Genomic DNA, 23,214 nt, shown 5'->3' on the forward strand with positions numbered 1-23,214 from the left:
AGTGATGCTCACGGGTCGCGCGGAATTTCACATCCGGCCAGCGCTCTTCCATCAGCGCCAGGTTGACCCGAGTCGGGGCCAGGTAGGTCAGGTGACCACCGCCGTCGATCGCGAGGTTTTCCACGGCCTTGATCTTGAACTCTTCCAGCTTCTTCTTATCGCTGCAGTCGATCCAGCGCGCGGAGTACACGGTGATCGGCTCATAGGAGCATTCCACCTTGTATTCCTCTTTCAGGCGACTGGCCACTACATCGAACTGCAGCACACCGACGGCGCCGAGGATGATGTCGTTGCTGCGTTCCGGGAAGAACACCTGGGTGGCACCCTCTTCCGCCAACTGCTGCAAACCCTGGCGCAGTTGCTTGGATTTCAGCGGGTCACGCAGGCGTACGCGGCGGAACAGTTCCGGGGCGAAGTGCGGGATACCGGTGAAGCCCAGCACTTCGCCTTCGGTGAAGGTGTCACCGATCTGGATGGTGCCGTGGTTGTGCAAGCCGATGATGTCGCCAGCATACGCTTCTTCCAGCTGCTCACGCTCGGAGGAGAAGAAGGTCAGGGCGTCGCCGATGCGCACGTCCTTGCCGGTACGCACGTGGCGCATTTTCATGCCTTTTTCGTATTTGCCGGAGCAGATACGCATGAAGGCGATACGGTCGCGGTGCTTGGGGTCCATGTTCGCCTGGATCTTGAACACGAAGCCGGCGAATTTCTCTTCCACAGGCTCCACGGTACGCTCGTTGGCAACCCGGGCCAGCGGCTTGGGGGCCCAATTGACCACGGCATCCAGCACGTGGTCGACACCGAAGTTGCCCAGGGCGGTACCGAAGAACACCGGCGTCAGCTGGCCGTCGAGGAATTCCTGCTGGTTGAACTCGTGGCAGGCGCCCTGCACCAGTTCCAGCTGGTCGACAAACCGGTCGTACTCGTCACCCAGGTGGGCGCGGGCTTCGTCGGAGTCGAGCTTCTCGATGATTTTCACATCGGTACGTTCGTGGCCGTGGCCGGCGGTGTACACAATGATGTAGTCGTCGGCCAGGTGGTACACGCCCTTGAAGTCGCGGTAGCAACCAATCGGCCAGGTGATCGGCGCGGCCTTGATCTTCAGGACGGCTTCGATTTCGTCCAGCAGTTCGATCGGGTCGCGGATGTCACGGTCGAGTTTGTTGATAAAGCTGACAATCGGCGTATCCCGCAGGCGGCACACGTCCATCAGCGCGATGGTGCGGGGCTCGACGCCTTTACCGCCGTCGAGGACCATCAGCGCCGAGTCCACCGCCGTCAGGGTGCGGTAGGTGTCTTCGGAGAAGTCTTCGTGGCCCGGGGTGTCGAGCAGGTTGATCATGTGGTCGCGATACGGGAACTGCATGACCGACGTGGTAATGGAAATACCACGCTGCTTTTCCATTTCCATCCAGTCGGAGGTGGCATGGCGGTCGGATTTACGGGATTTCACCGTGCCGGCCACCGCGATCGCCTTGCCCATCAGCAACAGCTTTTCGGTGATGGTGGTTTTACCGGCATCGGGGTGGGAAATAATGGCGAAAGTGCGGCGTTTCGCGACTTCGGCGGCCTGGTGGGTCATGGGAAATCGCCTGGCAGGTGAGTCAAAAAAGGGCGGCGAGTATAGCGCAAACCCGGGGTGACGGACCACCGTTCACCCCATTGGGGGTGGCTAATTGCTGCCAAGTATGGAACCTTTTAAAAGGTAGAGACGTCCACTCCCCTGCTATCGCACTCGTAACAGGGGCTGAAAAATCAGCAAGTTAGCCTGACGAGGCTGCGCTCATGGCTCGACCGCATACCGCGTTGCCGGTAGGGGCGAGCTGCTATTCGCGACCACATTCGCCGACAGCCAGGAATGGCATTGCCGCTCGGAAATGTGTTCGCCGACAAAAGAAAAAAGGAGTCCGCCTGTGGCTATTCGCTATGGCAAAGGGCTGATAGGAGGAGCGGTTGTCGTCGCTCTCCTGGCCCTGCTGGTCCACTGGATCGGCATCAACACGATCGAACTGTACCGCGACGATTTGTTGTTTTACCTGCAAGCTCACTTGATCCTCGTCCTTGTTTCGATGCTGGCCGCCCTGATCGTAGGGATTCCCGCCGGTATCCTGCTGAGCCGACCCAACATGGTCGGGCGCGCAGAACGCTTCATGCAGATCTTCAACATCGGCAATACCGTCCCTCCCCTGGCCGTACTGGCCATCGCCCTCGGTGTCCTTGGCATCGGCAGCGGCCCCGCGATCTTCGCGCTGTTCCTCGCCTCGTTGCTGCCCATCGTGCGCAACACCTATGAAGGCCTGAAAAACGTTCAAGGTTCCCTGAAAGAAGCCGCCGTCGGCATCGGCATGACGCCGCGCCAGGTGCTGTTTCGCGTGGAATTGCCCAACGCCGTGCCGATCATCATCGGCGGTGTGCGCGTGGCCCTGGCGATCAACGTCGGTACCGCGCCCCTGGCGTTCCTGATTGGCGCCAACAGCCTGGGCAGCCTGATCTTCCCCGGCATCGCCCTGAACAATCAGCCGCAACTGCTGCTCGGCGCCGCATGCACCGCGCTGCTGGCCTTGCTGCTCGACGGTCTGGTGACCATGGCCAGCCGCCTTTGGCTGGAACGCGGGTTGCGTCCGTCTTAAGGCTTTGGCCCCGTCTTGGGCCTGAAACAGGAATTCACATGAAAAAACTGACATTGATATTGAGCTGCGTCCTGCTGTTCGCAGGGTTTGCGCAAGCCGCTGAAAAACCGGTCATCCGCATCGGCGCCCGGGTGTTCACTGAACAGACCCTGCTCGCCGAAATCACCTCCCAGTACCTGCGCACCAAGGGCTACGACACCCGTGTGACCGGCGGCCTGGGCAGCAACCTGGCGCGCAGTGCCCAGGAAAGCGGGCAACTGGACCTGATCTGGGAATACACCGGCGTGTCGCTGGTGGCCTACAACCACGTCGACGAGAAGCTCGACAGCGAACAGTCCTACGCCCGAGTGAAAGAACTCGACGCGAAAAAAGGCCTGGTCTGGCTCTCCCCGTCGAAATTCAGCAACACCTACGCCCTGGCCCTGCCAGAGAACGTGGCCAAGGAATTCCCGCAGGTCAACAGCATCAGCGACCTGACCGCGGCACTGGCCGAGAAAACCAAGGAAAACCGCCTGGTGGCCCTGGACACCGAGTTCGCCAACCGTTCCGACGGCATGGCCGGCATGGTCAAGCTGTACGACATGAACCTGACCCGCAAGAACACCCGGCAGATGGACGCCGGCCTGGTGTACACCGCGCTGCGTAATGGCCAGGTGTTTGCCGGCTTGGTCTACACCACCGACGGTCGCCTGAACGCCTTCAAATTGAAGCTGCTGGAAGACGACAAGCACTACTTCCCGGACTACACCGCCGCGCCGGTGGTGCGTCAGGTTTACCTCGATGCCCATCCGCAACTGGCCGCTGATCTCAAGCCACTGGCTGCGCTGTTCGACGACGAAACCATGCGCCAGCTGAACGCGCGGGTCGACGTCGACCACGAAAGCCCGTCCGCCGTGGCCGCAGATTTCCTGCGCCAGCATCCGATCAACTAAGAGGAGAAGACATGGAATTCCTGAACGCCTTTTCCCATCTTGATTGGGCCCAAGTCCTGCACCTGACCTGGCAGCACATCACCCTGGTCGGCATTGCAGTGATCCTCGCAATCGTCGTCGGCGTGCCCCTGGGCGTGCTGATGACCCGCTTCCCGACGCTCGCCGGCCCATTGCAAGCCAGTGCCACGGTGTTGCTGACCGTGCCGTCGATTGCGCTGTTCGGCCTGCTGCTGCCGTTCTACTCCAAGTTCGGCCAGGGCCTGGGGCCGATGCCGGCGATCACCGCCGTGTTCCTCTATTCCCTGTTGCCCATCATGCGTAACACCTACCTCGCCCTCACCGGCGTTGAGCCGGGCATTCGCGAGGCCGCCAAAGGCATCGGCATGACCTTCGGCCAGCGCTTGCGCATGGTCGAGCTGCCGATTGCCGTACCGGTGATCCTCGCCGGTGTGCGCACCGCCGTCGTCATGAACATTGGTGTGATGACCATCGCCGCCACCATCGGCGCCGGTGGCCTGGGTGTACTTATTCTGGCTTCCATCAGCCGCAGCGACATGTCGATGCTGATCGTTGGCGCCGTGCTGGTCAGTCTCCTGGCCATCTTCGCCGACCTGCTTCTGCAATGGCTACAACGCACGCTGACTCCAAAAGGACTGCTCAAATGATCGAACTTCAAAACCTGACCAAGACCTTCCAAAGCAACGGCAAGACCATCACCGCCGTTGATTCCGTAAGCCTGACCGTCAACGAAGGCGAAATTTGCGTATTCCTCGGCCCCTCGGGCTGCGGCAAGAGCACCACGCTGAAGATGATCAACCGCCTGATCAAGCCGACCTCCGGCAAGATCCTGATCAACGGCGAAGACACCACCGACCTTGACGAAGTGACCCTGCGTCGCAACATCGGCTACGTGATCCAGCAGATCGGTCTGTTCCCGAACATGACCATCGAAGAGAACATCGTGGTGGTGCCCAAGCTGCTGGGCTGGGACAAGCAGAAATGCCACGACCGCGCCCGCGAGTTGATGAGCATGATCAAGCTCGAACCCAAGCAGTACCTGCATCGCTACCCGCGTGAACTGTCCGGCGGCCAGCAACAGCGGATCGGCGTGATCCGCGCCCTGGCGGCGGATGCGCCGTTGCTGCTGATGGATGAGCCGTTCGGCGCGGTCGACCCGATCAACCGCGAGATGATCCAGAACGAGTTTTTCGAGATGCAGCGCGCGCTGAACAAGACCGTGATCATGGTCAGCCACGACATCGACGAAGCCATCAAGCTGGGTGACAAGATCGCGATCTTCCGCGCCGGCAAGCTGCTGCAGATCGACCACCCGGACACCCTGCTGGCCCACCCTGCCGACGAATTCGTCAGCAACTTTGTTGGCCAGGACAGCACCCTCAAGCGCCTGCTGCTGGTGAAGGCTGAAGATGCGGCGGACAACGCGCCGTCGGTCAGCCCGGAAACGCCGGTGGCGGATGCCCTGGAGCAGATGGATGAGCTGGACCGTCGCTACGTGGTGGTCACCGATGCCGAGAACAAGGCCCTGGGTTATGTGCGACGTCGCGACCTGCATCGTCAGACCGGTACCTGCGGCCAGTACCTGCGGGAATTCAACGCCACGGCGGCGTATGACGAGCATTTGCGCATCCTGCTGTCGCGGATGTACGAGTTCAACCGCTCGTGGTTGCCGGTGATGGATGCGGAGCGGGTGTTCCTCGGGGAAGTGACCCAGGAGTCGATTGCCGAGTACCTGAGTTCCGGTAAGTCCCGTGGGGGCAAGACCAGCATTGTGTCGCCTGCCGAGACAGCACTGGCCTGACCTGACACACAGCGGTCAAAATGTGGGAGCGGGCTTGCTCGCGAAGGCGGAGTGTCAGTCACCGGATGCATTGGCTGATACACCGCCTTCGCGAGCAAGCCCGCTCCCACATTGGATCTTCACTGTACCTGCAACACCTCAAATTGCCCCTCCCGGGGAACATCAATCCGTCATACCGGTCGGTTACATAAGTAGCTGCACGCGGCCGCACGACGAACGCGTGCAAAAACGCGACATTTTTAGTTGATCTATAGCCCCTCACGTCCTAAAGTTCGCGCCGAACGTCCATGCTGGAAACGATCCATCCGGCTCAAGTACTGACGACGAGACAGCAAGGCCAAGGGAAGCGGTTGATCCCATGGCCTTTTTGCTTTCGGCGACATGCCTTGGGAAGTAGGCGAACCAAAGTGGGGATACGGAGGACGTTCATTTGCACCCATTGATCAATCTAGTTTGCCAGTAGGAGTTCCCAGCATGTCGATCCAGGTCGAAGACTATTTCGCGCGCGCCACTTTTGACAAAATGAAGGCGTTCGCCGACACCCAGGAAACCCCGTTCGTGGTGATCGACACCGCGATGATCAGCCAGGCCTACGATGACCTGCGCGCCGGTTTCGAATTCGCCAAGGTGTATTACGCCGTCAAGGCCAACCCGGCCGTCGAGATCATCGACCTGCTCAAGGACAAGGGTTCGAGCTTCGACATCGCGTCGATCTACGAGCTGGACAAGGTCATGGACCGCGGCGTCAGCCCCGACCGTATCAGCTACGGCAACACCATCAAGAAATCCAAGGACATCCGCTACTTCTACGAGAAGGGCGTGCGCCTGTTCTCCACCGACTCCGAAGCCGACCTGCGCAATATCGCCAAGGCCGCCCCGGGTTCGAAAGTGTATGTACGTATCCTCACCGAAGGCTCGACCACGGCCGACTGGCCGCTGTCGCGCAAATTCGGCTGCCAGACCGACATGGCCATGGACCTGCTGATTCTCGCTCGCGACCTGGGCCTGGTGCCTTACGGCATCTCCTTCCACGTCGGCTCGCAGCAGCGTGACATCAGCGTGTGGGACGCGGCGATTGCCAAGGTCAAAGTGATCTTCGAGCGCCTGAAGGAAGAAGACGGCATCCACCTGAAGCTGATCAACATGGGCGGCGGCTTCCCGGCCAACTACATCACCCGCACCAACAGCCTGGAAACCTACGCCGAGGAAATCATCCGCTTCCTCAAGGAAGACTTCGGTGACGATCTGCCGGAAATCATCCTGGAGCCGGGCCGTTCGTTGATCGCCAACGCCGGGATCCTGGTCAGCGAAGTGGTACTGGTTGCGCGTAAATCCCGCACCGCCGTCGAGCGTTGGGTATACACCGACGTGGGCAAATTCTCCGGCCTGATCGAAACCATGGACGAAGCCATCAAGTTCCCGATCTGGACCGAGAAGAAAGGCGAGATGGAAGAAGTGGTTATCGCCGGCCCGACCTGCGACAGCGCCGACATCATGTACGAGAACTACAAGTACGGCCTGCCGCTGAACCTGGCGATTGGCGACCGGATGTACTGGTTGTCCACCGGTGCGTACACCACCAGCTACAGCGCAGTTGAATTCAATGGCTTCCCGCCATTGAAATCGTTCTACCTGTAAACGCACGCCCTGATCGTTCCCACGCTCTGCGTGGGAACGCATCCGGTGACGCTCTGCGTCACGCCGTTAGAGCGGACGCAGGGCGTCCAGGGCGGCATTTCCACGCAGCGCGTAGGAACGATCAAGTTCAATCGCATGCTCTTGATAGATCTCGGCCATTGCCCGTATCTGCGGATCATTGGCGGCACACAACGCCTTGTGCGCCACCCGCAAGAACTTCAAATTCCCGCCCGCCAGTGCCTTGCGCAACCATTCCAGTGCCGTTTCTATCTCGCCCCGGTCCGCCAACACCGCCGCATAACTGAACTGCCCGCGAAAATCCCCGCCTTCTGCTGACTGGCGATACCACGCCACCGCCGCCTCCAGATCCCTCGGGCAGTACTGCCCTTCTTCCAGATAACGCCCCAGCAGGTTCATCGACTTGGCATGGCCCAGTTCCGCCGCCTGTCGATAACACGCCAGCGCCTGGGCTTGATCCTCGGCAACCCCGCGCCCGGTCGCCAGCAGGTTGGCGTAGTTGTACAAACCCCAATCCAGCCCGGCCTCGGCCGCCCGACGATATTCCCGGGCCGCCGCCACGGCATCCGCCTCGCAACCCCAGCCATGCTCCAGGCAACGCCCGAGCATATTGCGCGCCATCAAATGGCCGCCCTGGGCGGCAATGCGGAACCAGCGCATCGCCAGTGCTTCATCGCGCTCGATGCCGCGCCCTTCCAGCAGGATTTGCCCGAGCAGCGCCTGGGCATCCACCACGCCCTCCTTCGCGGCGATCAAAATCGCCTGGGCGGCGCGCACCGGGGAGTCGTCGAGCATGCTCTGCAATTGCTCAACGTTGAGTACTTCTTCACGGCGCAATAAAAAGCCCACGGTCAGACCTCAACCCAGCGGCGCAGCAGGTTGTGATAGGTGCCGGTGAGCTGGATCAGCGCGGGGTGGTCGGGCACGTCGCGGCTCAGTTGCTGGATCGCCCCGTCCATCTCGAACAGCAAGGTGCGCTGGCTGTCCTCGCGCACCAGGCTTTGGGTCCAGAAAAACGAGGCGTAGCGCGCGCCACGGGTAACGGCGTTGACCTTGTGCAGGCTGGAGCCGGGGTACAGCACCATGTCGCCCGCCGGCAACTTGACCCGCTGCAGGCCGAAGGTGTCCTGGATTTCCAGCTCGCCGCCGTCGTAGTCGTCGGGGTCGCTGAAAAATACGGTGGAGGAAAGGTCAGTGCGCACCCGCTCGTGGCTGCCCTTGGACTGGCGCACGGCGTTGTCGATATGGAAGTCGAAACTGCCGCCGGCGGTGTAACAGTTGAGCAATGGCGGGAAGACCTTGTGCGGTAACGCCGCTGACATGAACAGCGGATTTTTCCACAAGCGATCGAGGATCGCCGCGCCGATTTCCTTTGCCAGCGGGTGGCCTTCCGGCAGTTGCAGGTTGTGTTTGGCCTTGGCCGATTGGTGCCCGGCAGTGATTTTGCCGTCGGCCCACTCGGTGTGCGCCAGGGCTTCGCGGATGCGCAGCACTTCCTCGCGAGAGAACAGGCCGGGAATGTGCAGCAACATGGAGGCATTACCTGAAAACAGTGAGGCGCCAATGATAGTGATTCTTATTGACTGTGTACAACCCTACTCCCGCCCAAAGGACGAACGAGATCGTCAAAACCGTAAGCAAAAAGTGTAAAGAACGTAAATTCAGTGCGAATAGTAATGTATCGCAATTGATATGAAGTCTTGTTCTCCCTATATTCCGCGGCCTCACCTCCTTGGGGAAAGGACACACTCATGCCGCGCACTTCGATAAAAACACCTGCCAGTTCACCACGTTTGCTGGCCTCGGCCATCGGCGTTGCCATCAGCGCCAGCTCTGCCGCCCAAATGGCGCAAGCTGCTGAAGACACCGAGCAGAAAGGCGAGCGCAACAGCATTTCCCTGGGAGCCACCAGCATCACCGGCCAGGAACAGGACAGCACGTCCTACCAGGTCGAAAAAGCCTCCTCGCAGAAGTACACCGCGCCGCTGGTAGATACTCCGCGCTCGGTCACCGTGGTGCCGCAGCAAGTGCTCAAGGACACCGCCGCCACTTCGTTGCAGGACGCCTTGCGCACCGTGCCGGGGATTACCTTCGGCGCCGGTGAAGGCGGCAACCCGCAGGGCGACCGTCCGTTCATTCGCGGCTTCGACGCCCAGGGCGATACCTACCTCGACGGCGTGCGCGACACGGGCGGCCAGAGCCGCGAGATCTTCGACATCGAATCCATCGAAGTCAGCAAAGGCCCCAACTCGTCATTCGGCGGCCGCGGCTCGGCCGGCGGCAGTCTCAACCTGGTGAGCAAGACGCCACAGGCGCGGGACTTCACCAACGGTGGCTTCACCTACGGCTCCGACCAGACCCGCCGCTATGTGCTCGACGTCAACCGTCAGTTCCTCGACAGCGCGGCCTTCCGCCTGAACCTGATGAGCCACGAACAGAACGTCGCCGGGCGTGATGCCGTCAACTACGACCGCTGGGGCGTGGCGCCGTCGCTGACCTTCGGCCTGGGCACCCCGACTCGCGTCAACCTCAGCTACTACCACATGGAAAGCAACGACCTGCCGGATTCGGGCATTCCGTATGGCTACAGCAACAGCGGCGCAAGAGCCGCCCACGTGCATGACAAGCCAACCGACGGCGGCGACAGCAACAACTTCTACGGCCTCAAGGATCGCGACTTCCGCAAGACCCGCGCCGACATCAGCACGTTCTCCATCGAGCACGACCTGAACGACAACATGACGCTGAAAAACACCCTGCGCCACGGCAACACCGGCCAGGACTATATCGTCACCCAACCCGACGACAGCCAGCACAACGTCAACCAGTTCGGCACCGTGTGGCGCCGAGCGAACACCCGCGTGTCCACCACCGAGACCACCACCAACCAGACCGATCTGTTTGGCAGCTTCCAGGCGCTGGGCTTCAAGAACACCTACTCCACCGGGCTGGAATTCACCGGCGAAGAAACCCGCTACAGCGGCTACACCGTCAGCCCGAACAGCAACCCCGGTTGCCCGGCGCCCGGCAAAGGCGGCCAGTGCACCTCGCTGGGCAACCCGAACCCGGACGATGCCTGGACCGGCAGCATTGCGCGCAACTACAACGGCACCAACACCAAGGCCACCAGCCGTGCCGCCTATGTGTTCGACACCATCGAGCTGGACCCGAAATGGCTGCTGAACGTCGGCCTGCGCTACGACACCTTCGACACCGTGGCCAACACCAATGCGGTGCCGACCGCCACCGTCAAGGCCCGCAGCAAGATCAAGAACGACAGCCAGTTCTTCAACTGGCAGGCGGGCCTGGTCTGGAAGCCGGTTGAAAACGGCAGCATCTATGCCTCCTACGCCACCTCAGCCTCACCGGCCGGCGGCCTGGTAGGTGAAGGCGCCGACGGCAACCCGCTGTCTGCCGGCGCCGCCACCAGCGACCTGAAACCGGAAGAGACCGTCAACTACGAGCTGGGCACCAAGTGGGACATGTTCCACGACCGCCTGTCCCTGACCGCCGCGGTGTTCCGCACCGAGAAGAAAAACACGCGGATCCTGGTGGACGCGCTGACCTATGAAAACGGTGGCGAATCCCGCGTCGACGGCCTGGAGCTTTCCGCCAGCGGCAAGCTGACCGATCAATGGCAAGTGTTCGCCGGCTACAGCTACCTGAAAAGCGAACTGGTGGACCCGGGCCTGAACGGTCGTAACGGTGTCGTCAGTGCCGGCTCGAACAAAGGCAACCAGATGCCCAACACGCCGAAGAACACCTTCAGCCTGTGGACGACGTATGACGTGACACCCAAGCTCACCATCGGCGGCGGCGCGTTCTATGTCGACGAGGTCTACGGCGATGCGGGCAACACCGTCTACGTGCCGTCCTACACCCGCTACGACGCCATGGCCAGCTACAAGCTGACCAAGAACGTCGACCTGCAGTTGAACGTGCAGAACCTCACCGACAAGACCTACTACGACAAGGCCTATGCCTCGCATTTTGCCAACCAGGCAGCCGGTCGTACGGCCCTGCTGACCACCAGTTTCCATTTCTAAACCGATACAAATGACTGCACGAAACCCCACGCATCGGATGCGTGGGGTTTTTGCGTGTAAAAAAGAATGTTTCTCGACAACTCGCGGCATAATGCGCGCCGTGAAACACCTAACCTGATGACGAGGCCGTACGACGTGTTGAAGAAAACCCTGTTCCAGTTGCATTGGTTCTTCGGCATTACCGCCGGGCTGGTGTTGGCCTTGATGGGGATCACCGGCGCAACGGTGTCGTTCCAGGATGAAATCATCGAGTTGCTGAACCCGACGGTGTTGACGGTGGAAAAGCGTCCGGCCGGGGTACTGCCGCCCGCTGAACTGGTGCACCTGCTGGAAGCCCGCGAAGGCAAAGTCGTGTCGATGCTCACGGTGCAGCCCGACAGCACCAACGCGGCCAAGGTCTGGTTCACCCCACCGCCCGGTGAACGTCGCGGGCAGATGCGCTACTTCGACCCGTACACCGGCGACTACCTGGGCGATGCCGTCGGCCAGGACTTCTTCGGCTTCGTGCTGCAACTGCACCGTTTCCTCGCCATCGGCGACACCGGCCGGCAAATCACCGGCGCCTGCACGCTGATCCTGGTGTTCTTCTGCCTTTCGGGCCTGTACCTGCGCTGGCCGCGCCAGGTGGCAAGCTGGCGTGCATGGCTGGCGGTGGACTGGCGCAAGAAAGGCCGCAGTTTCAACTGGGACCTGCACTCGGTATTCGGCACTTGGTGCCTGCTGTTCTATCTTCTGGCGGCACTGACCGGACTGTTCTGGTCCTACGAGTGGTACAGCAACGGCATGACCAGACTGCTGTCCGACGCGCCGCAGAACGAACGCGTACGCAAGCGCGGCCCGGCCCCCGAAGGGCCTGCGCCGGTGGCCAATTACGCCGCGATCTGGAGCAGCATCTACAGCAACGCCGGCCCCGGCTTGAGCGGCTACAACATCCGCATGCCCGCGGTCGCCGGCCAACCCGCCACCGTCTACTACCTGCTGAAGACCTCGCCCCACGACCGCGCACTGAACCAGATCAACCTCGACCCGGGCACCGGTGAAGTCAAATCCCATGACACCTACGCCGGCAAAAGCTTCAAGGCGCAGATCCTGACCAGTATCTATGCGCTGCACACCGGCAGCTACTTCGGCCTGCCCGGCCGGATCATCCTGACGTTCAGCGCGCTGCTGATGCCGCTGTTCTTCATCACCGGCTGGCTGCTGTATCTGGACCGCCGCCGCAAGAAACGCCAGGTGCGCGATGCCCGCAAAGGCCTGACCGGCAACCACAGCGACGCGCCGGCCTGGCTGATCGGCTTTGCCAGCCAGAGCGGCTTTGCCGAGCAACTGGCCTGGCAGACCGCCGGGCAGTTGCAGGCCGCCGGCGTGCCAGTGAACGTGCAGTCGCTGGGCAGCGTCAGCGAAGAGGATTTGCGCCAATCGAGCCATGCGCTGTTCGTGGTCAGCACCTTCGGCGACGGCGAGGCACCAGACAGCGCCCGCGGTTTCGAGCGCAGCGTGCTCGGCCAGGACCTGTCCCTCAAGGGCCTGAACTACTCGGTGTTGGCCCTGGGTGATCGCCAGTACCAACACTTCTGCGGCTTCGCCCGGCGCCTGCATTTCTGGCTGACCAACCAGGGCGGCAACCCGCTGTTCGCCCCGGTGGAAGTCGACAGCGGCGACACCGATGCGTTGCTGCACTGGCAACAACAACTGGGCCAACTGACCGGCCATGCACCCGCTGCGGCATGGGCCAGCGCGACCTATGAAAACTGGACCCTGAAGCAACGCACCCTGCTCAACCCGCACAGCAGTGGCTCCGGCGTCTATTTGCTCGGGCTCACCCCGCCAGCCCCCCGGGACTGGCTGGCCGGCGACCTGGTGGAAGTGCTGCCACGCAATTGCCCATGGGCCATCGAACACTTCCTGGAAGGCCTGGGACGGGCCGGCAGCGAAGGTGTGGTAGTCGACGGCCTTGCACACACCCTCGACCAGGCCATGGCCGGCCGCCAACTGCCGGACAATCGCGCACACCTGGTGGGCCTGCATGCCCAGGCGCTGGTCAATGCACTGGTGCCGCTGGGCATGCGCGAATACTCCATCGCCTCGATTGCCAGCGACGGTGTGCTGGAGCTGATCGTGCGCCAGGAGCGTCACCCCGATGGCAGCGTGGGCGTGGGTTCCGGCTGGTTGACCGAACATGCACCGCTGGGTTCGACCATCAGCCTGCGAGTGCGGCGCAACAGTGGTTTCCATCTGCCGACCGAGCCGCTCCCGATGATCCTGCTGGGCAACGGCACCGGCCTTGCCGGGTTGCGCAGCCTGCTCAAGGCGCGGGTTGCCGACGGCCAGCAGCGCAACTGGCTGCTGTTTGGCGAACGCAATATCGCCCATGACTACCACTGCCAGGACGAGCTGCAAGGCTGGCTGGCCAGCGGTGACCTGGCGCTACTGGACCTGGCCTTTTCCCGGGACCAGGCAGAGAAAATCTACGTGCAGGATCGCCTGCGCGAATCAGCGGATGTGCTGCGTAAATGGGTGGCCGATGGCGCCGCGATTTACGTCTGCGGCAGTTTGCAGGGGATGGCGGCGGGTGTGGATCAGGTGCTGCATGAGGTGCTGGGCAGTGAAGCCGTCGAACGTTTGATCGAGCAGGGCCGCTACCGCCGGGATGTTTACTGACCCCCTGAAGATACACCGATCAAAATGTGGGAGCGGGCTTGCTCGCGAAGGCAGTGGATCAGTCGATACATCTGTTGACTGACACACCGCCTTCGCGAGCAAGCCCGCTCCCACATTGGCTCTTCTTCAGTAGCTAGATTGCATTGCAATCACACTGGCGCCAGTTTCTGTTCAAACACCGAAACCCCATCCAGGTCCCGCAAAATCACCGTCAGCTCCGCCGTCTGCCCATCAATCTGCACCTCGCCAAAAAACTGGAACCCGGCAAACGGCGAGCTGTTCTGCACCGTCGGCGCCTTCTCGAACACCACTTCCGGGCCAAAGGTTTTATCCAGCGGATTAGGCCCGAAACTCCCGGCATTCAACGGCCCGGCGACAAACTCCCAGAACGGCTCAAAATCCTGAAACGCCGCCCGATCCGGATGGTAATGATGGGCCGCGCAGTAATGCACATCCGCCGTCAGCCACACGTGATTACGCACCTGCTGCGCCCGCAGAAACGCGAGCAATTCGGCAATTTCCAACTCGCGCCCCTTGGCCGGGCCCGGGTCGCCGTTGGCGATCGCTTCCCAACGCGGCACGCCGGGGCTGACCTCACCGTCGGGCACTCCCAGGCCAATGGGCATGTCGGCGGCGATGACTTTCCACTGCGCCTGGGAGGCCTTCAATTCGCGCTTCAGCCAGTCCAGTTGCTCACGCCCAAGGAACGGTTTTTCACCGCCAAGGTTGTCATCGTTCGGCCCGCGATAGCTGCGCATGTCCAGCACAAACACATCCAGCAACGGGCCGTAGCCGAGCTTGCGATAAATCCGCCCGCCCTGGTCGGCGCTTTGCCGGCGCATCGGTGAATATTCCAGCCAGGCCTGGCGCGCACGGCCTACCAGGGTATTGATGTCGCGAGTCTTGTAGCGTTCATCCAGTTGCTTGCTCGGCGACCAGTTGTTGATCACCTCGTGGTCGTCCCACTGCCAGATCTGCGGCACTTCGGCGTTGAAGCGACGTACGTTCTCGTCCATCAGGTTGTAGCGGTAGTTGCCCCGGTATTCATTCAGGGTTTCAGCGACTTTGCTTTTGGCTTCAGTGGTGATGTTGCGCCAGATGCGTCCGTCCTCGGTGGTCAGTTGCGCGGGCACCGGGCCGTCGGCGTAGATGGTGTCGCCGCTGTGAATGAAGAAGTCCGGCAGGCGCAGGCGCATGGCTTCGTAGATGCGCATGCCGCCGATGTCCGGGTTGATGCCGAAGCCCTGACCGACGGTGTCGCCGCTCCACACAAAGCGGATATCCCGGCGCTGCTGCGGCACGCTGCGCAGGTGACCGAACCAGGGCTCGCTGGCCACGCCGGTCTGGGCATCTTCAAAGTGCACACGGTAGAAGATCGCCTGGTCGACGGGCAGGCCGGTGAGTTCGACACGGGCGGTGAAATCGGTGCGGCTGTCGGCCAGGGGCGAGACGAATTTGCGCGGGTTGCTGAATACGCTGCGGGTGTCCCACTCCACCACCATCCGGGCCGGGCGGTCGCTGCGGCTCCAGATCATCGCGCGGTCGCCCAGCAGGTCGCCGGACTGCACGCCGTCGGTGAGTTGCGGGCGATCCTTGACCGAGGCGATCACCGCAGGCGCGAGGCCCGGCAGCAACAGGCCGGCGCCGACGGCTTGCATCACGCGGCGGCGGCCGAGATTGAAGTGGCTCATGCGGGTTCCCTCTCGAGCAGCAAAAGGGAAACTTAAGCATGACGGGATGAACGAGTTATGACACCGGCCTTATTGCTCACGGAGGTCAAATGTGGGAGCTGGCTTGCCTGCGATAGCCTCAACTCGGTTGCGCTGATACACCGAGGTGCCTGCATCGCAGGCAAGCAAGCTCCTACATGAACCGCGTTATGCCTGGGCGGGTGCGACAGAAAGTTCTACGGTCTCAGGGCGCTTGAGGAATGCATACACCACGGCAGTCAACAAACTGCCCGCCACGATCGCCAGCAGGTACAGCAGCGCATGGTTGATCGCATTCGGGATCAGCATCACAAACAATCCACCATGGGGCGCCATCAGCTTGCAGCCGAAATACATCGACAGCGCACCGGTCAGCGCACCGCCGGCGATGCTTGCCGGGATTACCCGCAGCGGGTCCTTGGCAGCAAACGGAATCGCGCCTTCAGAGATAAAGCACATGCCGAGAATCAACGCGGCCTTGCCGGCTTCACGCTCGGTCTGGGCGAACTTGCGCCGCGCCAGGAAGGTGGCGATGCCCATGCCAATCGGCGGCACCATGCCGGCAGCCATGGTCGCGGCCATGGGTGCACCGCTTTGCGCTGCCAGCAGGCCGACGGAAAACGCGTAGGCCGCCTTGTTGATCGGGCCACCGAGATCGACGCACATCATGCCGCCCAGCAAGATGCCCAGCAGCACGGCGTTGGTGGTGCCCATGGTGCTGAGAAAATCCGTGAGGCCGGTGAGCATCTTCGCCACCGGCGGCCCTACCAGGTAAATCATCGCAAGACCCGTGAACAGACTCGCCAGCAACGGGATGATCAGGATCGGCTTGAGGGCTTCCAGGCTCTGGGGCAAACGGATCGCGCGGCTGATGAATTTGACGCAGTAGCCGGCGAGAAAGCCGGCGAAGATACCGCCGATAAACCCCGCGCCCAAGGTGCTGGCCAGCAGGCCACCGATCATGCCGGGGGCCAATCCAGGACGGTCGGCAATCGAGTAGGCGATGTAACCCGCCAGCAGCGGCACCATCAGCATGAACGCCTGGTCGCCGACGGTTTTCAGCGCGGCGGCAAGAGTGCCTTTTTCTTCAAAGGCATGAATGCCGAACACGAATGACAGGGCGATCAGCAGACCGCCCGCCACCACCATCGGCAGCATGAACGACACGCCGGTGAGCAAGTGTTTGTAGACACCGGTCTTCTCCGGTTTGGCAGCGGCACCACTGGCAGCGGATTCCTGCTTGCCTTCGGCCAGCGCCTTGTTGAGGGTCGCCTCGGATTGCTTGAGCGCGATCCCGGTGCCGCAGCGATAGATTTTCTTGCCGGCAAAGCGCTCGGTGGCGACTTCGATGTCGGCGGCGAGCAGCACCACGTCGGCGTCACGAATCGCCTCGGGACTCAGCGGCGTGCGGGCGCCCACGGAGCCCTGGGTTTCCACCTGCAAGTCATAACCGAGGCGCTTGGCGGTTTGCTGCAACGCTTCGGCAGCCATGAAGGTGTGGGCGACGCCGGTCGGGCACGCGGTGATCGCGACGATACGCGGCGTGCTTTTCGCCGGTGCCGCGTCAGCTACCTGCACCTGGGCCTCCTCGGCTCCGCGACGCAACACCGCGTCCACATCCTGCAACGCCTGGGCCGGCGTGCTGCGGAATACGCGTTTGCCGACAAAACGCTGCATGTCCACCGGCGTGCTGCTGACCAGCAATACCCACTCGGCGGCTTCAATGGTGGCCGCCGACAATTGGCGTTCCGGATGCTGCACGTCGACCACTTCGACGCTGGTGCTCCAGCCCTGGCGTTGCGCGGCGGCATCCAGCAAGCGGGCGCACAGCACACTGGTGACCATGCCGTTTGGGCAGGCAGTAACAATGGCTAACTTCATGACCAACCCTCTTATTGTTCTGTCAGCGGGCGCACGTGGACGCCGCTCTGCAAAGTCTCAAGCTGCGCTTCGTCGGTGATGCCAAAGCCGATCTGCGTGACCGCCATCGCGGCAATGGCGGTGGCGCGGCCCAGGGTCTGCTCCGGCGTATCGCCACTGAGCAGACCGTGAAGCATCCCGGCCAGCAGCGAGTCGCCGGCGCCTACGGTACTGGCCACGGTTACCTTGGGCGGCGTGGCGTGCAGCGCGGTATCCGGGCTGTACCAGCTCACGCCTGCGGCACCGTCGGAGACCACCACATGCTCAACACCTTGCCGATGCAGTTGGCGGATGGCATCTGTGGAATGACCAAGGGCATCGGCCAGCTCTTCGGTATTGGGTTTGACCAACCACGGGCCGGCGTTCAATCCAGCGCGCAGCGCTTCGCCGCTGGTGTCCAGGGCGACTTTCAAGCCGAGGTTTTTCAGTTGCTGCAGCAGGCCCTGGAACCACTGAGGGGTGATGCCGCGTGGCAGGCTGCCGGCCACGACGACGGCGTCGTAGCCCGGAGCAATCCGCGCCAGTTGCTCAAGCAGTGCGTGTTGCGCCTGCTCGCTGACCAACGGGCCCGGCGCATTGACATCCGTGACCCGCCCGTCCTGCTCGGCGATCTTGATATTGCTGCGGGTTTCGCCCGGCACGCGAATAAAGGCATCGGTAAAACCGCGACGGGCAATCAGCATCTCGAATGCCTGGGGATTGTCCTCTCCAAGAAAGCCGCCCACGGTCACCTGATGACCAAGGTCCGCCAGCACCTGCGCGACGTTCACGCCCTTGCCGGCAGCGTGGGTGATCATCGCTTCGCTGCGGTTGACCTCGCCCGGCTCCAGGCGCGCCAGGCGCACCGTCAGGTCCAACGCCGGGTTCAGCGTCAGGCTTAAAATCCTTGCCATTTACACGGCCTCCACAAGCGCACGCACTTCGGCGGGAGAACCCACCGCCAGGGCTTTTTGTGCCAGGCCTTGGGCCTCGCTCAGACTGAATTCACGCACCCGTGCCTTGACCTCGGGGATGCTGCGCGCAGACACACTCAGCTCATCCACTCCCAGGCCGATCAGCACCGGAACTGCCAACGGGTCGGCTGCCAGCTCGCCGCACACGCCGACCCATTTGCCATGGGCATGGGCGGCGCGCACGGTGATGTCGATCAGTTGCAACACCGCCGGATGCAGGCCATCCGCCTGGGCCGACAGCGTCGGATGGCCACGGTCGATGGCCAAGGTGTATTGGGTCAGGTCGTTGGTGCCGACGCTGAAGAAGTCCACTTCCTTGGCCAGTACCGGCGCCAGCAACGCGGCCGACGGCACTTCGATCATGATCCCCAGTTGCAGGTCGGCCACCGGGATTTCCAGGCGCAGGCGCTCGGTCATGTCCCGGGCCTGGCGCCACTCGTCCACGCTGCCGACCATGGGGAACATGATGCGCAGTGGACGGTTGTCCGCCGAACGCAACAGCGCGCGCAATTGCGCTTCCATGATCTGCGGGCGTTGCAGGGTCAGGCGAATGCCGCGCACGCCGAGGAAGGGGTTTTCTTCCTTGGCGATCGGCCAGTACGGCAGCGGTTTGTCGCCGCCCACATCAAGGGTGCGCACCACCAGCGGCCGGCCGCCGAGGCCGTCGAGCACGCGGCGGTATTCGGCTTCCTGGGTGGCTTCGTCGGGCGCTTGTTTGTGGGCCATGAAAATCAGTTCGGTGCGCAACAGGCCGATGCCTTCGGCGCCCTGCTCCACCGCGCCGGCAACCCCGGCGCTTTCGCCGATATTGGCGAACACTTCGACAGCATGGCCATCGCGGGTCAGGGCCGGTTCATGGCGTTGCGCAGCGGCGGCTTGCAGGCGTTGTTCGCGGGTGTCGCGTTCGACGGTGGCGCGCTGCAAGGTGGCGGCGTCGGCGTCCACATGCAGGCGACCGCGCTGGCCATCCAGCAACAACGGCGTGCCCGAAGCCAACAGCAATACAGCAGGGCCTGCACCCACCAGCGCGGGAATGCCCAAAGCACGGGCGACGATGGCGCTGTGGGCGGTGGCGCCGCCACGGGCAGTGAGGATGCCGGCGACACGCACCGGGTCCAGGCGCGCCACGTCCGAGGGACCCACTTCGTCCATCACCAGGATGTAGGGTTCGTCCGGCTCCTGGGCGGTTTCGACGCCGCACAGTTGTGCCAGCACGCGGCGGCCAATGTCACGCAGATCGGCAGCGCGCTCGGCGAGCAAGGCGTCCTGCAACGATTCCTGCTGTTTGGCGGCGGCTTCGATCACGCTCATCCACGCGGCCTCGGCGCTTTCGCCCTGCTTGAGGCGCGTCTCGACTTCGTCGGTCAGTTCCGGGTCGTCGAGCATCTCCTGGTGGGTGATGAAGATCTCGCGGATGGCCTTGGATTTGCTGCGCTCGATCAGGCCCTGGATGTCCCGGCGCACGTCGGTCAATGCCGCGTGCAGGCGCTGGCGCTCGATCACCGGCGACTCGCCGCGCAGCGGGTATTCGAAAGGTTGCAGCACCTGGATATGCGCCGGGCCAATCGCAATGCCGGGGGCGGCGGCAATGGCCTGGATCAGGCTGCCGGACACTGGCGCGCTGATGACCGGTTCGATCTCGGCCACGGCTTGTTGGGCGCTGACTGCCGGCAACGGCTCGACTTCTTCGCCGAGGCCGTCTTCCACTGCCGCCAGCAAGGCGGGCAAGGCGTCACCGGCAATGGTTGGCTCAGCGACAAACTCCAATACCTGGCCGCGACGCGCACCGAGGCTGAGCAACTTGCTCAGGCTTTTTACCGATACCGCGCCGACGTCTCCATCGACGATGCGCACACGGATTTCACCGGCAAAACTTTTCGCCAATTGCGCGAGGATCTTCGCCGGGCGCGCATGCAGCCCGTGGGCGTTGGCCAGGGCAATGCGCACGCTTGGCCAGTCGGCTGGCAGTTCACCGCCGAGCACTTCCAGTACGGCCCGGCTGCTGGTGGCGCGGCCGAGTTCCTGGCCACGGCCTTCGATCAGCAAGGCACACAGGCGTTCGAGCAAGGTCTGGTGGGCCTCGCCGAGGCTGGCCAGGCAGAACAGGCCGCTCAAGGGCTGGCCCAGGTAACGCATCGGTTTATCCGGGGTGACAAAAGCCAGGCCCGGGCGCTTCACCGTCTGCTCGCTGTGCAACCACCACAGGCCATCGCCCAGGGGCAGCGCGTCGACTTGTTGCAGCACGGCGGCAAAGCCATTGCTCACGCAATCGGCCTGGCGCAGCAGGCGTGCGCCTCTCCACACCAGTTCTTCGAAATCATCAGCCGACACGCCCAGGCCAATCATCTGTGCGTCCAGCGCCAGCTCCTGCGGCGCACCTTGTAGCAGTTTCAGCAAGGCCTCGGCAGAACTGGCGCGACGCAGGGCCTGGCCCAGGTCGGTCTCGCCGAGGGCACGGGTCAGCAGTTGCAGCAGGCGCAGGTGTTCGTCGGATTTGGCGGCAATGCCGATCGCCAGGTAGACGATCTGGCCATCGCCCCAATCCACGCCGTCGGGAAATTGCAGCAGGCGCACGCCGGTGGCGAACACTTGGTCGCGGGTTTCGGGGGTGCCGTGGGGGATGGCGATACCCTGGCCGAGAAAGGTCGAACCTTGGGCTTCACGCGCTTGCAAGCCACTGAGGTAACCCTCGGCGACCAGGCCATCGGCCACCAGTTTTTCAGCGAGCAGTTGCAAGGCAGCAGACTTATCCACAGCCGTCTGGCCCATGGATATCTGCTCGTGGGTGAGCTCAAGCATGCCGTTCTCCTAGTTAGTGCGGCGGGCGCACTAGGTATTATTTTGAATAAATCAGTGCAAAAGCGTTCGAATAAAATTGACTGAGTGGTCAGTTGGCAGGACCACACTCGTCGCGATAATCGTAAAAATACGCTTGCTGAAACGTTTAATCTAGAATTTATGGCAGATTACGCGTTAATTTCCCATGATTGAAGAGCCACTCGGCTGTTGAGTTGCGACAATGGTCGCCTGCAGTAATCGGTTACGATTGGACAAAATGTCGGGGCAAGCTCTAAAAAACAAGGAAATCCCGGTTTGAAACTCAGTGATATCGCGCGCATTGCCGGTGTGTCTGTGACCACCGCCAGCTACGTCATCAATGGCAAGGCCGAACAGCAACGGATCAGCACCGCAACCGTCGAACGGGTGCGCGCCGTGGTTGAAGAACATGGCTTTACGCCCAACCCCCAGGCCGCCGGGCTGCGCAGCCGGCACACCCGTACCCTGGGTTTTATCCTGCCGGACCTGGAAAACCCCAGTTACGCACGCATCGCCAAGCTGCTCGAACAAGGCGCCCGTGCCCGCGGCTATCAATTGCTGATCGCCAGCTCCGACGACGACGCCAACAGTGAGCGGCAACTGCTGCAATTGTTCCGCGCCCGCCGTTGCGATGCGCTGTTTGTCGCCAGCTGCCTGCCGGCCACCGACGACAGCTACCGCGAACTGCAAGCCAAGGGTTTGCCGGTGATCGCCATCGACCGGGTGATGGAGTCTACGCAGTTTTGCTCGGTGGTCAGCGATGATCGCCAGGCCTGCCAGCAATTGACCAGCAGCCTGCTGCACCCGCTGCCCAAGCAGATCGTGTTGATCGGCGCGCGGCCAGAGCTGAGCATCAGCCAGGAACGTACCGCCGGTTTCAAGCAAGCGCTGAAAGACTTCAGCGGCGAAGTGCTGATCGAACAAGGCGAGTCGTTCAGCCGCGACTGTGGCCGACAGCTGATGGAGCAGTTGCTGCAAAGCCTGGGGCATTTGCCTGACGCACTGGTGACTACGTCCTACGTCCTGCTGCAAGGGGTGTTTGACGCGCTGCATGACTTCCCGCTCAAATCCCGGCCACTGCGACTGGGGACGTTTGGCGACACCCAACTGCTGGATTTCCTGCCGCTGCCGGTGAATGCCATGGCCCAGCAGCATCAGTTGATTGCCGACACCGCGCTGCGCCTGGCGCTGGCGGCCATTGAAGAACAGCACTACGAACCCGGCGTGCATGCCATCGGCCGTACGTTCAAGCAGCGGATTCACTCGGAGTAAGCGGTGTGGAGCTGATCGACAGCCACACCCATCTGGATTTTCCGGACTTCGATACGGACCGCCGCGAAGTCCTGAGCCGCAGTCGCCGCCTGGGCGTGCGCAGGATGGTGGTGCTCGGGGTCTATCAGCAGAATTGGCAACGGTTGTGGGACCTGGTGCAAACCGACGCGGATTTATTCGCCGCCTTCGGCCTGCACCCGGTGTATCTCGACGACCATCGCCCCGCCGACCTGACGGAACTGGGCGACTGGCTGACCCGCCTGAACGGCCACCGGCAACTGTGCGCGGTGGGCGAAATCGGCCTGGATTATTTCCTCGAACAGCTGGACCGCGAACGCCAGCAAAGCCTGTTTGAAGCGCAACTGAAGCTGGCGGTGGACTTCCAACTGCCGGCGCTGCTGCATGTGCGCCGCAGCCACGCTGCCGTGATCGCCACTCTCAAGCGCATTCGGCTGCCACGGGGCGGAATCATCCACGCATTTGCCGGCAGCCAGGAAGAGGCCCGCGAGTACATCAAGCTCGGCTTCAAACTGGGCCTGGGCGGCGCGGCCACGTGGCCGCAAGCCCTGCGCATGCACAAGGTGATCGCCCGGCTGCCGCCGGAAAGCGTGGTGCTGGAAACCGACTCACCGGACATGGCCCCCGTGATGTACCCCGGCCAGCGCAACAGCCCCGAACACCTGCCAGACATCTGTGCCGCCCTGGCGGAGCGCATGGGCATCAGTTCCTCAGCGCTGGCCGAGGCGAGCACCCGCAATGCCTGCGAGCTGTTCAACTGGTAGGCGCCCATCCCCGATGC

16 protein-coding genes are annotated in these 23,214 nt (G+C 62.5%); 9 read left to right on the top strand and 7 right to left on the bottom strand.

Going from position 1 to position 23,214, the window contains the following annotated elements:
* A partial coding sequence (locus tag JV201_RS25050) for a peptide chain release factor 3 (protein ID WP_003215978.1) occupies positions 1-1,582 on the bottom strand: 1,582 nt, incomplete at its 3' end.
* A gap of 295 nt (positions 1,583-1,877) precedes the next feature.
* On the opposite strand from JV201_RS25050, the gene JV201_RS25055 reads away from it, so the two are divergent.
* From JV201_RS25055 to JV201_RS25075, 5 genes are all read left to right on the top strand, one after another.
* Positions 1,878-2,630 carry an ABC transporter permease gene (locus tag JV201_RS25055; protein WP_233092015.1) on the top strand — a complete coding sequence of 251 codons (753 nt, stop codon included), beginning with the start codon at positions 1,878-1,880 and terminating at the stop codon, positions 2,628-2,630.
* 38 nt (positions 2,631-2,668) lie between these two features.
* On the top strand, positions 2,669-3,562 hold the full coding sequence (locus JV201_RS25060; protein WP_219406156.1) for a glycine betaine ABC transporter substrate-binding protein: 894 nt from the start codon (positions 2,669-2,671) through the stop codon (positions 3,560-3,562).
* 11 nt (positions 3,563-3,573) lie between these two features.
* Entirely contained in the window at positions 3,574-4,227 is a 654-nt protein-coding gene (locus JV201_RS25065) for an ABC transporter permease (RefSeq protein WP_003215973.1), read from the top strand.
* Positions 4,224-5,381: a betaine/proline/choline family ABC transporter ATP-binding protein gene (locus JV201_RS25070; RefSeq protein WP_008437274.1), complete on the top strand. Its 1,158-nt coding sequence runs from the start codon at positions 4,224-4,226 to the stop codon at positions 5,379-5,381. Before JV201_RS25065 ends, JV201_RS25070 begins: the two co-directional genes overlap by 4 nt.
* A 474-nt stretch (positions 5,382-5,855) precedes the next feature.
* Positions 5,856-7,019, top strand: a complete 1,164-nt coding sequence (locus tag JV201_RS25075) for a type III PLP-dependent enzyme (protein WP_003215969.1) — start codon at positions 5,856-5,858, stop codon at positions 7,017-7,019.
* A gap of 66 nt (positions 7,020-7,085) precedes the next feature.
* Here JV201_RS25075 and JV201_RS25080 read toward each other — a convergent pair whose 3' ends face one another.
* A complete protein-coding gene (locus tag JV201_RS25080) occupies positions 7,086-7,886 on the bottom strand; it encodes a tetratricopeptide repeat protein (protein WP_219406157.1) in 801 nt (266 codons plus the stop codon).
* Positions 7,887-7,888: 2 nt separating this feature from the next.
* Complete coding sequence (locus JV201_RS25085) at positions 7,889-8,569, bottom strand: Fe2+-dependent dioxygenase (protein WP_008437276.1); 681 nt, start codon at positions 8,567-8,569, stop codon at positions 7,889-7,891.
* A 219-nt stretch (positions 8,570-8,788) separates the two neighbouring features.
* Between JV201_RS25085 and JV201_RS25090 the strand changes: the two genes are divergently transcribed.
* Positions 8,789-11,083 carry a TonB-dependent siderophore receptor gene (locus JV201_RS25090; RefSeq protein WP_219406158.1) on the top strand — a complete coding sequence of 765 codons (2,295 nt, stop codon included), beginning with the start codon at positions 8,789-8,791 and terminating at the stop codon, positions 11,081-11,083.
* Between the two features lie 135 nt (positions 11,084-11,218).
* The gene (locus tag JV201_RS25095) at positions 11,219-13,744 is read left to right on the top strand and encodes a sulfite reductase flavoprotein subunit alpha (RefSeq protein WP_219406159.1); all 2,526 of its coding nucleotides are present in this window, start codon (positions 11,219-11,221) and stop codon (positions 13,742-13,744) included.
* 149 nt (positions 13,745-13,893) lie between these two features.
* On the opposite strand, the gene JV201_RS25100 is transcribed toward JV201_RS25095, so the two are convergent.
* The 4 genes from JV201_RS25100 to ptsP all read right to left on the bottom strand — a co-directional run bounded on the left by JV201_RS25100 (position 13,894) and on the right by ptsP (position 21,125).
* The gene (locus JV201_RS25100; protein ID WP_219406160.1) at positions 13,894-15,435 is read right to left on the bottom strand and encodes an alkaline phosphatase; all 1,542 of its coding nucleotides are present in this window, start codon (positions 15,433-15,435) and stop codon (positions 13,894-13,896) included.
* A 186-nt stretch (positions 15,436-15,621) separates the two neighbouring features.
* Positions 15,622-17,334 (bottom strand): PTS fructose-like transporter subunit IIB, encoded by a 1,713-nt coding sequence (locus tag JV201_RS25105; protein WP_008437280.1) that lies wholly within the window; start codon positions 17,332-17,334, stop codon positions 15,622-15,624.
* An 11-nt stretch (positions 17,335-17,345) separates the two neighbouring features.
* Positions 17,346-18,266: a 1-phosphofructokinase gene (gene pfkB / locus JV201_RS25110; RefSeq protein WP_087694617.1), complete on the bottom strand. Its 921-nt coding sequence runs from the start codon at positions 18,264-18,266 to the stop codon at positions 17,346-17,348.
* Positions 18,267-21,125 (bottom strand): phosphoenolpyruvate--protein phosphotransferase, encoded by a 2,859-nt coding sequence (ptsP, locus tag JV201_RS25115; RefSeq protein WP_102369918.1) that lies wholly within the window; start codon positions 21,123-21,125, stop codon positions 18,267-18,269.
* Positions 21,126-21,419: 294 nt separating this feature from the next.
* On the opposite strand from ptsP, the gene cra reads away from it, so the two are divergent.
* Together cra and JV201_RS25125 are read left to right on the top strand one after the other, a co-directional pair.
* A complete protein-coding gene (gene cra / locus JV201_RS25120) occupies positions 21,420-22,415 on the top strand; it encodes a catabolite repressor/activator (protein WP_177020445.1) in 996 nt (331 codons plus the stop codon).
* 5 nt (positions 22,416-22,420) lie between these two features.
* Entirely contained in the window at positions 22,421-23,197 is a 777-nt protein-coding gene (locus JV201_RS25125) for a TatD family hydrolase (RefSeq protein ID WP_219406161.1), read from the top strand.
* Positions 23,198-23,214 lie beyond the last annotated feature (17 nt).

Origin of the sequence: Pseudomonas sp. Colony2, assembly GCF_019382755.1 — a bacterium.
Classification (GTDB): domain Bacteria; phylum Pseudomonadota; class Gammaproteobacteria; order Pseudomonadales; family Pseudomonadaceae; genus Aquipseudomonas.

Coding starts and splice junctions, on each gene's coding strand:
- JV201_RS25055 (WP_233092015.1), top strand. CDS start 1,878: ATGTGTTCGCCGACAAAAGAAAAAAGGAGTCCGCCTGTGGCTATTCGC.
- JV201_RS25060 (WP_219406156.1), top strand. CDS start 2,669: ATGAAAAAACTGACATTGATATTGAGCTGCGTCCTGCTGTTCGCAGGG.
- JV201_RS25065 (WP_003215973.1), top strand. CDS start 3,574: ATGGAATTCCTGAACGCCTTTTCCCATCTTGATTGGGCCCAAGTCCTG.
- JV201_RS25070 (WP_008437274.1), top strand. CDS start 4,224: ATGATCGAACTTCAAAACCTGACCAAGACCTTCCAAAGCAACGGCAAG.
- JV201_RS25075 (WP_003215969.1), top strand. CDS start 5,856: ATGTCGATCCAGGTCGAAGACTATTTCGCGCGCGCCACTTTTGACAAA.
- JV201_RS25085 (WP_008437276.1), bottom strand. CDS start 8,569: ATGTTGCTGCACATTCCCGGCCTGTTCTCTCGCGAGGAAGTGCTGCGC.
- JV201_RS25090 (WP_219406158.1), top strand. CDS start 8,789: ATGCCGCGCACTTCGATAAAAACACCTGCCAGTTCACCACGTTTGCTG.
- JV201_RS25100 (WP_219406160.1), bottom strand. CDS start 15,435: ATGAGCCACTTCAATCTCGGCCGCCGCCGCGTGATGCAAGCCGTCGGC.
- JV201_RS25105 (WP_008437280.1), bottom strand. CDS start 17,334: ATGAAGTTAGCCATTGTTACTGCCTGCCCAAACGGCATGGTCACCAGT.
- pfkB (WP_087694617.1), bottom strand. CDS start 18,266: ATGGCAAGGATTTTAAGCCTGACGCTGAACCCGGCGTTGGACCTGACG.
- ptsP (WP_102369918.1), bottom strand. CDS start 21,125: ATGCTTGAGCTCACCCACGAGCAGATATCCATGGGCCAGACGGCTGTG.